The following is a 12,235-nucleotide window of genomic DNA, read 5'->3' as shown; positions in this document are numbered from 1 at the left end:
ACCGATCGATTACCGATCCAACTTAGTGCAGGCCACACCACGCCATCAGGGTCCGGGTCACTCTTCGACCCGCACCCCCATCGACCGCGCCGTACCCGCCACGATGCGCATCGCCGCGTCGACATCGGTGGTGTTGAGGTCGGGCAGCTTACGAATCGCGATGCGGCGCAACTGATCGCGACTGAGCGCACCGACCGGCTTGTGTCCCGGTTGCGGCGAACCCGGTTGCCCGAGCGCGGCCCGGATGAGGGAGGCCGTCGGCGGCGTCTTGAGCCGCATCGTCCACCGCTTGCGCGCATCGATGGTGATGACAGCGGGAATGATCTCCCCACGCCGATCCACCGTCGCCGCATCGTATTTCCGTTTCACCTCGAACGGTGGGACACCGGTCGGCCCGAGCATCTTCCCGAGCGTCATCAACGAGGCATTACCGGCCTCGAGCTCGAGAGTGACTGTGACAGAGGCTGTTTCGCGCGCCATAGTCAACGATCTCGGACACGCGCATCTTTGCGGTCCCGCGACGATAACGCCTGGGCCGCAACAGCTTCAGAATCAGCCCTCGGCGGCCAGCTGCCCGCATGCCGCGGCGATCTCCTGGCCGCGGGTATCGCGCACCGTGCACGACACGCCCTGGGCGATCACGCGGCGCACGAACTCGCGCTCGACCGGCTTCGGGCTGGCATCCCACTCGCTGCCCGGGGTCGGGTTGAGGGGGATCAGGTTCACGTGGACCAGGGGCCCGAGGGCCTTGTGGAGTTTCTTGCCGAGCATGTCGGCGCGCCACGGCTGGTCGTTCACGTCGCGGATCAGGGCGTATTCGATGGAGACGCGGCGGCCCGACTTGTCGGCGTAGTAGCGGGCGGCGTCGAGCACCTCGAAGATGGGCCAGCGGTTGTTCACCGGGACCAGGGTGTCGCGCAGTTCGTCGTCGGGGGTGTGCAGGGAGACGGCGAGCCGCACCGACATGTCCTCGTCGGCCAGCTTGCGGATGGCGGGCGCCAGCCCGACGGTCGAGACCGTCACCGAACGTTGCGAGATGCCCAAACCGTCGGGTGCTGGGGCAGTGATGCGGCGCACCGCGTTCACTACCCGCTTGTAGTTGGCCAGCGGCTCGCCCATGCCCCCCGTTTTACAAATGCCCTGACCAGCGATTAGTCCGAATTTGAAGAGACGACAGCCTTGTGACGCTACGAACGTGCGAACATACGTTCGAGCATTTCCATCCTCGGCAACCACCACGGGCCAGGTCAGACACGTGTGACGACAGGTTGTATCAGTCACTTGCAGGTTGCGACTGTCACCGGGTGCCGCTCGGCCGGGCCTTAACCCCGGAGGAATCCCGTCACATTGCGATCATCGGTGGAGAATGAGCAGATGTTTGGACAGGGCAAGGACTTGACGGCCGCGAGCGAGACGTTCGCGAGTGCGCTCCCGATCACTCCGGAGCTGATAGCTGCCGCCGAGGCGGTAGTAGCGGCGATCGAAGGCGAGATCGAGCAAGGTCAGCGCCAGATCGCGCAGTTTCGTGAACGCGACCCGAATCCCGGCCAGACCGAGATCGCGATCGCGACTCGGCAGGGTGCTGAAATGGCCCTGACAGCCGAGCGGAGCCGGTGGCGCAAGATCGTCAACGTGTTGCGCGAATTGCCGCCGCGGCCGGTAGACCCGACCGGTTATGGCTACTTCGAGGGCAACCCACCACCACCCGAGCCCCGGTGACGACAAGGTAGTGCGGCGAAGCCGGAATTCACACCTCTTGTGACAACTAAGACCCGCACATAGTGACATCCACGACCTGTAGGCCGGACTGACCCATAAGGTCAGCCCCCTGGCCGGTGACAACTATGTCCTGTCGCCACAGACACGATCTCCCAACCGAACCCGACCCCACCGCTCGCAGTCATTTCACAGCTCAGCGTTTCGACGTACTCCGAATTCCATGCATTTACCGCTTCACCTGATGGGTCGGTTGTTGCCTGTCTGGTCCCGAATGGCATCTGCCCAGTCCGTCCGAACCATCGAGCCGTCGCGGAACATCTCGATACCGCGTTCCTGAGCCGAATCAAGTCGTTCGTCAATGCGCTCGCCGAGCCCAGTGACGCGAAACGGAGATACGACTTCCCTAACCAGTTGAGCGATCTCAGGCAGTAAGCCGATCTCGATGCCGAACGCACCAAAATGAGCCTGCTCGAATGGACTGTTCGACAGGCGATCCCCGCGATCACCAGCCTCGATCGCTTCTATGAATGGCCGATAATAGGCGTAGAGGTAGCGGTCACGAGTCAGCCGATCGAGAGCTATCGCCTCCTCGGATGGTTCGTCAGGATCGAAAGCCTCAACGATCATCTCTCGCCCAGTGGGGAACGAAGCGACGCACCCTAACGCAAGCCAAGGCGCCGCGGACGCAACAGAAATCACGGAGCGTTTCTGCGCAACAAGCTTGGCCCGCAACGCGTGTTCCATTGCCCGGGAGCGGCCTTTGGCTTCCGCCACCACCCACCCCGACGCAGAACATCCGATCAAGTCCGCGCGCTTACGTCCGGAGCCGAAAACGACTCCGTACGTCGAAGCATAGCGATCGAGGTGTAGTAGATGACTCACGCCCAGCACCTGGTCGCAAAAGACCCCTGTCATCGCCGTGCCGAGCGCGTAGGACAAACCCACCAATTCCGATCGGTCAAGGTCGGCTGCCAGCCGGGAACGTGTTAGTGCACCGCCAGGCTGACGGCGAATGTAAGCCGGGATAAGCGATGCTCGATGCAACCACTCCCAGGTCGACGCTTTGCCGTACCGGAACTGATCCGCAGGCGCACGCCCGGTGGTGAACAGCGCATGGGCCAAGTGGTCGGTGCTGAACTGCAGCGTGCCCCTAGACACGATTGAAGTGGGAAATGAATACGCGTCGTATCGCACCGTAAACTCCGGCGACATCGAAATGCCGACCATGCCCTGGTTACCCCTGCCTCACGCCGCCGTCGCAGCCAAGTTGAACGAATCGACCGCGCTTCGGCACGGATTGACAGGATATCGGCCTGCTCGGCCACCGGGCCTACAGGAGCCGTCGCCTGCAGAGATGACACGAACGGCGTTTGACGGGCCGATCGCCCAATGCTGTGGCTTCGCATGCTTCGCCACAGGTAGAACCGAGCGCCCGGCGGCAATGTGCGGGCGTGACGAAAGCGATCCGGCTGGTCGAGACGATTCGGCCAATCCTGGATCGGCTGTACCTGCAGTGGCGCCTTGGAGAACGCCCCTAGCCTGTCGTCATGACATCGGGGGGACCTCGACGCCTCGATTATCGCCCGTGAACAGGTTCGTCATCTGGTCGCTGCAGGCGAGCAGTATCTGAACGATCCGCAGTTCCGGATGCAGTTGAGTCTGCTGGCTGCCCAAATCGCCCTGGCGGAACGCCCTTCAGGAGTACTTCCAGAAGAGCAGCTGGTCCCGCGCCCGGTGGCTCATGTAGGCGATTGGACCGTTTCGCGATCGAGAGATTCCTCGAGGTTCTACCTGGGATCGGCACGCAGACGCTGCGGGTTCGCTGAGGGAGACAGCGTTTACATCCGCGCATCAAGGAACTGACCGGCGCGGGCGTGAAATCGGCACAGCAGTATGCATTCCGGTCGATGCTGCTGCGGCCGCTGCAGCCTTGATGGCTCATCGAGAAGAAGCACCCCGACAACCGCCAAGCGGCCGCGATCGAGCGGTACTCTGTCCGTGCGAACCTGCTGCCCTTAGTTCGCGAGGTACTTGACCAGATCGACAGAGAGCACCGGTGACAGTCCGGCTCCGACACCTAGCCGACTTCACGGAATACCCAGGGGGAGAACAGAACAATGACGGCTGACCCGACACCTTTCGGTGGCGGCAGTGGCGGCGGGCCTACCGGCCCCGACTGGCCGAAGATCAGCGGGATAGCCGCGGTTGTCGCAATCCCGATCGCGATCCTCGCGATCGTCGTGCAGTGCGCCACCAACCAGACTCCCAGCACTGCTGATACAAGTGGTGGTGAGACACCGGTCATCGTCACTACGACAACCCACGTCGGTCAGGCCGAACCGAAACCGTCCCAGGACAGGGAGAGTGCCCAACCAAAACAAGGCGACTTCACCCTCACCGATGGGGAGAGCGTGGACCTGGAATCCGGATCTGTCGGTATCGCAGTCCCGAACAACGACCTCTCCTTCTCGTCGCCGTCGACCTCGACGTTGCAGTACCTGTACCCCTCCAGTGGAGCGATCGCCGAGATCTCTTCCGGCGCCGATCAGGCCAAGTGCTCCAAACGCCTCGACGACGGCTCCGAATCGAAGAATCTGGTCGAGTCCGGTGAGGCCTATTGCCTACGGACCGCCGAGGGGAACATGGTGGCGCTACAGGTGGTCAAACTCGTCTCGTACCCGAAAGGCGGCGTGATCTCGATGCACTACATCCTGTGGGAGCAGTGACAGTCCGCGCCACAAATCCGGGCAGCTCCGTCACACGTACCGGATGTTCCACGACCCATTGATGTTCGGAGAACGACCGAGCCGCAGTCTGAGGGTCCAGAATCCCCCATGTCTGTCATGGGGAGGACTCTATATGGTGGCACCGACTGTCTTTCGCGACCGCCGAAATCACCGAACTAAGCATCAGCTCATGGCGCACACAGGATTCGAGCGCCGCCCGAGTTCTGAGCCGCCGACGCTTCGCGTGTTGGGTGTTGACATCGATGTTCATTCCCACGCCGCGCGGCCACCGCCGAAACACAATCCTGATCTACGCGCAGACCGGACGCCCTGTTTACGTGCTCACTGAACCGTACTGCCTGGCCGCGCGGGATAGTCTCTGTCACAAGATCGAGGTGGCGAGTTCATGGTCACTGCCCCTCGTCGGCGCCTTGATCCTCGAGTTGCGCGATGCGCGTGTGCAGTTGCTCGATCGTCTGGCGCACGCATTCGATCAGCTCGACCGCGCTGTATTGCATCGGTGGGATGCCCATGACGTCGTAGAGGCGACGCCAAAGTTGCTGCTCCATTTCGAGGTGGGAGTCGTAGGTCGCTTGTAGCGCCGCGAGCCGAACCTCGGCTGGCACCAGCTCATCTACTTCCGTGCCATACGGCGTCGGCTTTTGCCCCTTCCACCGGGCAAGTGGCGAGTGCGCCTGCGAAAGCTGTTTCAGCAGCTGGTGACAGGCAGAGGGCGAGTCTAGGACCGTTTCGATGCATCGGTGATAGTCCGGCGGCTGCATTTGCTGGTGTTCCGGCATCAGTCACCACTCCCGAGGACTCCGCATACGGCGAAGACGCCAACTATACGAATGCGGCGCAAGTCTCGTTCAGCACCAGGATTCGGCTCGACACCCGCCCGTTCCAACCCCTACTCCTCGGCGGCGAGTTGACCGCAGGCGGCGGCGATCTCCTGGCCACGCGTATCGCGTACGGTGCAGCTCACGCCCGAAGCGATCACCCGTCGGACGAACTCGTCCTGGACAGGTTTGGGACTGGCATCCCACTTGCTGCCGGGGGTCGGGTTGAGCGGAATCAGATTGACGTGGACGAGCTGGGCCAGGTGCTTGCGGAGCAGTTTGCCGAGCAGGTCCGCGCGCCATGGCTGGTCGTTGACATCTCGGATCAGCGCGTACTCGATCGACACTCTTCGCCCGGTCCGGTCGGCGTAAGCTCGTGCGGCGTCGAGGACTTCGGCGACTTTCCATCGCTCGTTGATCGGCACCAGAGTGTCACGCAGTTCGTCGTCTGGAGTATGCAACGAGACCGCCAGGCGCACATGCAAGCCCTGTTCCGACAGCCGCTTGATCGCCGGTACTACGCCGACGGTCGAAACCGTAATGGAGCGCTGCGATATTCCGAGGCCAGCCGGAGCCGGATCGGAGATTCGGTGAATGGCATCGATCACTCTGCCCACGTTCGCGAGAGGTTCACCCATACCCATAAATACGATATTCGAGAGTCGACCTGGCCCACCGCCGACTTTACCGTCGCGCATTGCGGCCGCACCGCGACGAACTTGGTCGACAATTTCAGCGGTAGAAAGATTGCGGGTCAGTCCGCCCTGCCCGGTCGCACAGAAAGGACAGGCCATGCCGCAACCTGCTTGGCTGGAAATACACAGGGTCGCCCGATCCGGATATCGCATGAGCACGGTCTCGACGAGCGACCCATCATGTGCCCGAAGCAGGGTTTTCAAGGTCGTACCACTGTCGCAGGAGATGGCGCGCACGTCGGTGAACAGTGGAGGCATCAACTCATCGGTCAGACGAGTACGGACCGATGCTGGTATATCCGTCATCGCTTCGGCGTCTGTGGTCAGACGTCCGAAGTAATGGTTCGACAGCTGGTTCGCCCGATACGGCTTCTCGCCGATGGCGGCAACGGCCGCACGGCGGTCCTCCGTGGACATGTCAGCGAGGTGACGGGGAGGAAGACCGCGGGACGGGGCGTTGACTACCAGGGGCAATGACGTCATAGTGCCCCTATTGTCTCACACGAAGGGCCAGCCTCCCCGAGAGCGTCGTCACGCGAATGCCTGTATTGAGGTCGGGCGCGTTCCCAGCATCGACGCCACATTCTTGGGCTGAATTGTCGATTATGCCGCGGTCCTGTAATTGCGAGCACTGGCCAGCTGCTGAAGAGCTGGAGGAACATAAAATCCACCGGGCGAATAGCGCAATATGTGATGCTGGCTCGATCCATCGGCACGGAGCTCAAACGCCGCGACCGCCACCGATTCCCTGTGCGCCTTCGCGGATGCACCCAGCGGTGCGGAGGACGAATTTGTCATGTGGCCGACCTCGAGTCCGATCAAGACCTTCTGACTCCCGTCCGGATAGACCCGGATCTGTCGACCAACTCCGCAGCGTTTGGTAGCGGCCGTGACCACCGATCGATCCGCGGCGACAGCAGCTCGAAGGGCCGTTTCACCTGGCCCGATTGCGGCCGGTACGGCAGGCCGGTCGACAGCGATCCAGTTTGCGTCGAGCTCATAGACCGGCGGCAACGCGGTGATGTCGTACTTGCTCACGTTCAAGCTCACAGAGAATTGGAAGCCTATTGGTCCGCGGTAGGACCGCCGCAGGGGGTCGATGTACCACTTTTCTACGTACGACGCGTCGCCAGGATCCCCCAGGTGGACAAGCTCATCCGGCTCGATGCCCTGAATCAGGAGGATTGCCGCCGCAAGAGCATCCGGGTGATGGCGCGGCATCTCCAACGTCGGCACGACGAGGACGATTCTGCTGCTGGCGACAGCGCCGATCGGCCTCGACTTCCGCCGAGTGGGCTCGAACAGTGAAACGTTGCCGTCGGGGTTGGTGTTCATTTCATACCTGCGTTGTGTGGATGTTGGCGACGATAGCGAGGGCTATCTCGAGCAGTCTTGTGCGCCGAGTGGTGTGCCCGCGAAGCCCCGCATCGATCAGGTGAGCCTCTGCCGACATCCCGGCTTGCGAGCGGTTATGCGACGTGACGCCGGACGTTCGCCTGGGCGATCTGCCGCCGGAGTTTCGCTTCGGCTCGTAGTCGGTCCTCCCACGCGACGATGTCGGCCAAGGCATAGCGCCGAATGCGTCCCGGCTTGATGAAGTCGGGACCGGTGCCGGTGTAGGCCCAGCTATCCAGCGTGCAGACCTCGATCTTGAGGCGAAGCGCGACTTCCTTGCTCGTCAGCCAGATGTCGTTGGTGTTGTCCATTGCCTGTTTCCTTACTTGAACTGGTAGCCGGGTAGCGCCTGTGAGCTAGCTCGGTACTGAGCAGACTCCACTACACAGGCGCCACATCACGGTCTGACATGCGACTACCTTGCACCGCAGCAGCAGCATACGCAGTTTAGTGCGCATTTTCAACTCTGCTAGTACACACTTACAGTACTCTCTCCATGTAGTTAACCGGTTCCAACCGCTGAAGACGGTGCAGGTCACTACGAAACTCCCGACTAGTAAGTACCGACTCATGTCATGTAGTATCGGCAGTAATATGGGTGCAGCAGCCCGTTCTGCGAGCCCTTCTACACAGAGTCGAGGCGATGACTACACGACACCCCGAGTACCTAGGCCAGGTAGCGCAGGCACGGCGTGAAGAGCTGGGCTTGTCCAAGCAGGCGGTTCATGCGGCCGTCGGGCTGAACCCGAGGACGATCGACAAGATCGAAAGCGGCCAGGCCGGGCGAATCCGCAACGACACATTGCCCAGGCTGGACGCGGTGCTGCGATGGAAGGACGGCTCGGCATCGAACGCCTTCACCAAGCGCCTGCCCCCGGAGGTCATCGACGGCGCCGACGCGCCCCGTCCGACTTCGAATGTGCTGTACGTTCCGATCCCGGCCAATTTGTTCCAGGACACGGTCACGATGGCGCAGAGAGTGACCGAGATCGCAGGTGATGATGAGCGTCTCGCACCGCTGGTCGAAGGCATGAACACCATCGCTGACCGCATGCTGAGGGCGTGGACTATCGCCGATATCGAGCACCAGCGCTTCGACGGAACGCTGAGCGCGGCCACCATCGAGATGCTGTTGGGCCACTATCTGCGCCGCGAGCCGCAGGCACCCACGGCCGATGATCACACGGAGTTGTTGTATCTGCGCTGGCTGTTGGGGCGGCTGCCGGAGTCGGAGTCCGAGCGCGCCGAGGAGTTCGCGCAGCGGTGGTCACAGATGGAGCAGACGCTTTCGGGAACCCGACGGATCAACCGGTGAGGACTCTCATGGCACTGTCGTTGGCTGACAAGATCGACCGCATGATCGCCTATTCGCACCGATGGGGCGAACCGGCGATGAGCAACGAGCAGGTCGCCGCCGCGCTGACCGAGGCGCTGGGGCGTACGGTGGCTGCCGACGAAATCGAGGCGCTACGCACGGGTTCGGTCCTGAAGGTGACGCGCGAGTTCGCGGAAGCGCTGTGCGCACTGTGCGGTGTCACCGATGTGGCCTACCTACTTCCGGTCGGTGACGAGGACGTCGACATCGACCTGCGGCTGCAGCTGTGGACCCTGGCGCGTGATCGCGGCGTGCAGCACGTCGCGGCGCGGGCGTTGACACGCGACAAGCTCAGGGAGTTGATCGCTGATCTGCGCGCGCTGCCTCCCCGCACCCGGTAGCCATACCGCGGTGCGTCGTCAGATGCGGCGGAACTCGATCTCGAGATTCGCCGGGCGCAGAGTCAGATTCTCCTCGACATCGAGCTCGCTGTGCGCGGTGAGTTCGTAATCGCGTACCAACGAGGCAATCAGCAGTTTCGCTTCGTGCAGCGCGAACGCCTGCCCGATGCACGCGCGCGGGCCGGTGCCGAACGGTCGATATGCCCAGGGCTTGGGCCGGAACCCACCCAACCAACGATCGGGGCGGAACTCGCCCGCGTCGCTCCCCCACACGGCCGGATCGCGGTGCACCGCCAACAGCAGCACGAACACCCATTCGCCCGCGGCGATGAGGTATCCGCCGAGCGTGGTGTCTTGGCGCGCTTCGCGGAAGAATCCTGGCGCGACAGGCCACAGCCGTAGCGCTTCGGCGATCACCGCGTCGGTGACCTCGAGCTTGGCCACGTCCTCGTAGGCGATGCGACCGTTCGTGGTCAGCGCAGTGGCCTCGGCGCGTACCCGCGCGGCCAGCTCCGGGTCATCGGCCAGGAAGTGCGTCACGAAGGCCAACAGGTTGCCAGTGGTCTCGTGCCCGGCGACGAAGAGCGTCAATACCTGTTCGACGAGGTTGTCGTCGGGCAGCGCCTCCCCGTCGACGGGGTACATCATGCGGTCGAGCAGATCCGGGTACCGCTGCCCGGACTGTCGCCGCGCCTCGATCACCTCGCGCACCACGTTCTTCATGTACGCGACGTCGCGGTCGTTTTGGCGGGCGCGCTTGCCGCCGGTCAGCTTGCCCACCACGGGGATTGCCGATTCCTGGGCGTAGGCGAACACTCGCGTCAGCGCGTCGGCGAACGGATTGCGGCCGTTCTCGCGGTCGGTGAACGCGCCGACCGAGTAGCCGAAACCAGCCAGCCCGATCGCCTCCAGCGCGGCATCGCCCATCATCGCGGCGGTGTCGTCGACGGTGCGACCCTGCCCGAGCCACTGCGCGGTCTGCTCGGCCACGTGGACGAAGGCGTCGTGGTAGTCGGCGAGGGCGGCGGGCACGAATCCCTGAATCAGCGCTTCGTGTCCGCGTTTCCACTCGAGCGAGTCGTTCGAGGCGGTGAACAGGCCGTTCCCGGCGATGGCGCGCAGCTTTTCGTATGGGCGGGCGAAATGGCGTTGCCAGGATTTCTCGTCGATGACCTCGCGCATGAGGTCCGACGATCCGGCGAAGGTGAGGTGGGTGCCGCCGATGAACGTGCGCCGATACAGCGGCCCGAGCTGGCTGAACTGCCACAACGTCTTCTGGTTGGGGCGGCGGCGATCCATGCCGAGCACATCCCCCAGGATCGGTACGCGCCGCGGCGGATGCGGAATACTCTGTGCCGCAGTTGGTTTCGCCATGGTCATACGGTTACCTCTCTGGGATGCGGGTGCGGTTCGGTGGCTCGGTCGGGGCTGGGACGGGTTCGGCTCCATTGGCGGGCGATCTCGAGTACGAATGCCTCGTTTCCCACCCACTCCGGCGCGGTCGCGCCCTGGTAGGGGTGGTCGCCTTCGCCTGCGTCGAGGGCGGCGCGCAGCGCCTGGCACACCTGGGACGGGTCCGGGTTCGGGCCAAGGCCCGCGAGGTAGGGCGCGGCCGAGATCATCGTGTCTTCGATCTCGATGCGCATGCGGTGTTCGGTCACCTGGGGCAGCGCCTTGCGCGCCGTGACGTGCAGACGCATTTCCGGTCGAGCGTCCATCATGTCCGCCCACATCGGCTCGAGGACCGCGATGTTGCGCGAGGCGGGGTCTCGGCGCAGCCGGATCGCCAGGGACGTGGCGATCGAGGGCAACGCCAGCAGCATCACCAGCGCGACCGGTGCCAGGAACAACAGATCGTTGGCGACCGCCCGGTCGACGGCGAGGTCGTCCAGCACTCCGGCGGTGATCATCCAACCGGTAAGGATTCGGGTCCAGGCATCGATCTGGGAGAACGCGATACACACGATCAGGACACCCGCGAACACCGCGCGCGCGAGGCTCTGGCGCCAATGCCACACCAAGCTCATGGCGGTGACCAGAATCATCAGCTCGGCGAGAACGGTTGGCAGCGAATAGGTCGTCAGATAGACCCCGGGCCGCCAACCCGAAAGCTCCTCGACCGCGATGTTGGCCGTGCGCGCAGGGGCCGAGATCCACGCCAGCGCGACGACGAGCACCGCGACGCCGACCCAGATCATCGCGACGGTGGTGTCGCGCACGGGCTTTCGCGCGTGCCACAACAGGCCGATCCACACGAGTGCGCCAGCCGCGCACAGTGCGGCCGCGTGGGTAGCCAGGCGGATGTCAGCGAGTGCGATCCAGCGTGTCAGCACCGATTGAACGGCCCCGTCCCGCAGCAGCGCGGTAAACCAGAACGACACCGCCAGCGTCGCCAGTGCCCAGTCCAGGCTCAGGCGTTCGATGAGCACCGTCATGCGGGCCACGACCACGACGGCGATCCAGATCAGCAGCGCCGCCGCGACCGGTTCGGACAGTGAGGAGGTGGCTTCGGCGACGAGTAACGGGCTCGGGTCGGGACTCATCGCCACATCAGTTCGATTACCGATGCCGCGCGGTGGCGCGCGCCGTTGATGTCATCGGGCCGCCCGCGGCTCATTCCCGCCAGATGGGTACCCAGCCATTCGGCTTCGCGCTCGGCGGTGGAGTCGAAGTGTCTGCGGTGCATGATCTCGCGGACTCGTTGCGGGTCCAGGCCATCGGCCAGTAACGAGTCCGTCACCTCGAACTCGTCGTCACCCCTGTGCTCGAGCAGGACGTGACCGACCTCGTGCATGATCTCCTGCCGCTGCCCGCGAGCCGATCGCGCGGGGTCGTACTTGATGACGAGCTCCTGCTGCGTGACCCAGAGGGCGCCGCATCGCGACACCGACGGCACGTTCACTCGCCATGGGGCTAAAACGATCCGCTTACCGAGGCGACCGGACAGGTACCTTGCGAACTCCCCCACCGTCCACGGTGGTGTCAGTGGGATTCCGTCCAAGATTCTCTGTAACCGGCTCTCATCCACCGCAGTCCGGACCTCCAAGTTCTGTACACGATCCCCATCTGTGCGCCCAGCGGCGCACGTCTATGGTAGCGATCGTTCAACTAATAGCTCGCCAACATAATAGCTGGCACATAGCTG

At 63.4% G+C, this 12,235-nt stretch carries 13 protein-coding genes and 1 pseudogene; 4 read left to right on the top strand and 10 right to left on the bottom strand.

Annotated features, from left to right (window positions below; genetic code table 11):
* Window positions 1-57: 57 nt before the first annotated feature.
* Both ACWEVR_RS14065 and ACWEVR_RS14060 read right to left on the bottom strand, forming a co-directional pair.
* Window positions 58-480, bottom strand: a complete 423-nt coding sequence (locus tag ACWEVR_RS14065) for an uL11 family ribosomal protein (protein WP_452467262.1) — start codon at window positions 478-480, stop codon at window positions 58-60.
* A 72-nt stretch (window positions 481-552) separates the two neighbouring features.
* Window positions 553-1,122, bottom strand: a pseudogene (locus ACWEVR_RS14060) (radical SAM protein); the annotation flags it as partial.
* A gap of 237 nt (window positions 1,123-1,359) precedes the next feature.
* Between ACWEVR_RS14060 and ACWEVR_RS14055 the strand changes: the two are divergent.
* A complete protein-coding gene (locus ACWEVR_RS14055; RefSeq protein ID WP_195029011.1) occupies window positions 1,360-1,719 on the top strand; it encodes a hypothetical protein in 360 nt (119 codons plus the stop codon).
* 234 nt (window positions 1,720-1,953) lie between these two features.
* On the opposite strand, the gene ACWEVR_RS14050 is transcribed toward ACWEVR_RS14055, so the two are convergent.
* Complete coding sequence (locus ACWEVR_RS14050; protein WP_452467261.1) at window positions 1,954-2,946, bottom strand: hypothetical protein; 993 nt, start codon at window positions 2,944-2,946, stop codon at window positions 1,954-1,956.
* 890 nt (window positions 2,947-3,836) lie between these two features.
* Between ACWEVR_RS14050 and ACWEVR_RS14045 the strand changes: the two genes are divergently transcribed.
* A complete protein-coding gene (locus ACWEVR_RS14045) occupies window positions 3,837-4,445 on the top strand; it encodes a hypothetical protein (protein WP_452467260.1) in 609 nt (202 codons plus the stop codon).
* Between the two features lie 410 nt (window positions 4,446-4,855).
* Here the strand turns inward: ACWEVR_RS14045 and ACWEVR_RS14040 are convergent, their stop codons facing one another.
* The 4 genes from ACWEVR_RS14040 to ACWEVR_RS14025 form a co-directional block, all read right to left on the bottom strand.
* On the bottom strand, window positions 4,856-5,245 hold the full coding sequence (locus ACWEVR_RS14040) for a hypothetical protein (RefSeq protein ID WP_452467259.1): 390 nt from the start codon (window positions 5,243-5,245) through the stop codon (window positions 4,856-4,858).
* 110 nt (window positions 5,246-5,355) lie between these two features.
* Entirely contained in the window at window positions 5,356-6,462 is a 1,107-nt protein-coding gene (rlmN, locus tag ACWEVR_RS14035; protein WP_452467258.1) for a 23S rRNA (adenine(2503)-C(2))-methyltransferase RlmN, read from the bottom strand.
* A 120-nt stretch (window positions 6,463-6,582) separates the two neighbouring features.
* A complete protein-coding gene (locus ACWEVR_RS14030) occupies window positions 6,583-7,314 on the bottom strand; it encodes a hypothetical protein (RefSeq protein WP_452467257.1) in 732 nt (243 codons plus the stop codon).
* A 134-nt stretch (window positions 7,315-7,448) separates the two neighbouring features.
* Complete coding sequence (locus tag ACWEVR_RS14025) at window positions 7,449-7,685, bottom strand: helix-turn-helix transcriptional regulator (RefSeq protein ID WP_452467256.1); 237 nt, start codon at window positions 7,683-7,685, stop codon at window positions 7,449-7,451.
* Window positions 7,686-8,017: 332 nt separating this feature from the next.
* On the opposite strand from ACWEVR_RS14025, the gene ACWEVR_RS14020 reads away from it, so the two are divergent.
* Window positions 8,018-8,689 (top strand): helix-turn-helix domain-containing protein, encoded by a 672-nt coding sequence (locus ACWEVR_RS14020; RefSeq protein WP_452467255.1) that lies wholly within the window; start codon window positions 8,018-8,020, stop codon window positions 8,687-8,689.
* Window positions 8,686-9,090, top strand: coding sequence for a hypothetical protein (locus ACWEVR_RS14015; RefSeq protein WP_452467254.1), 405 nt, complete (start codon window positions 8,686-8,688; stop codon window positions 9,088-9,090). The genes ACWEVR_RS14020 and ACWEVR_RS14015 overlap by 4 nt, the downstream gene beginning before the upstream one ends.
* 18 nt (window positions 9,091-9,108) lie before the next feature.
* Here the strand turns inward: ACWEVR_RS14015 and ACWEVR_RS14010 are convergent, their stop codons facing one another.
* From ACWEVR_RS14010 to ACWEVR_RS14000, 3 genes are read right to left on the bottom strand one after another with little or no spacing between them, the layout of a single operon-like run.
* Window positions 9,109-10,464 (bottom strand): cytochrome P450, encoded by a 1,356-nt coding sequence (locus tag ACWEVR_RS14010; RefSeq protein ID WP_452467253.1) that lies wholly within the window; start codon window positions 10,462-10,464, stop codon window positions 9,109-9,111.
* A 2-nt stretch (window positions 10,465-10,466) separates the two neighbouring features.
* Window positions 10,467-11,633 (bottom strand): DUF6545 domain-containing protein, encoded by a 1,167-nt coding sequence (locus ACWEVR_RS14005; protein WP_452467252.1) that lies wholly within the window; start codon window positions 11,631-11,633, stop codon window positions 10,467-10,469.
* Window positions 11,630-12,058 carry a hypothetical protein gene (locus ACWEVR_RS14000; RefSeq protein WP_452467251.1) on the bottom strand — a complete coding sequence of 143 codons (429 nt, stop codon included), beginning with the start codon at window positions 12,056-12,058 and terminating at the stop codon, window positions 11,630-11,632. The genes ACWEVR_RS14005 and ACWEVR_RS14000 overlap by 4 nt, the downstream gene beginning before the upstream one ends.
* Window positions 12,059-12,235: the final 177 nt, after the last annotated feature.

This window comes from Nocardia sp. NPDC003979 (genome assembly GCF_053605015.1).
The sequence above is the reverse complement of the archived record's forward strand: the minus strand, read 5'-3'. Positions and strand labels throughout refer to the sequence as shown.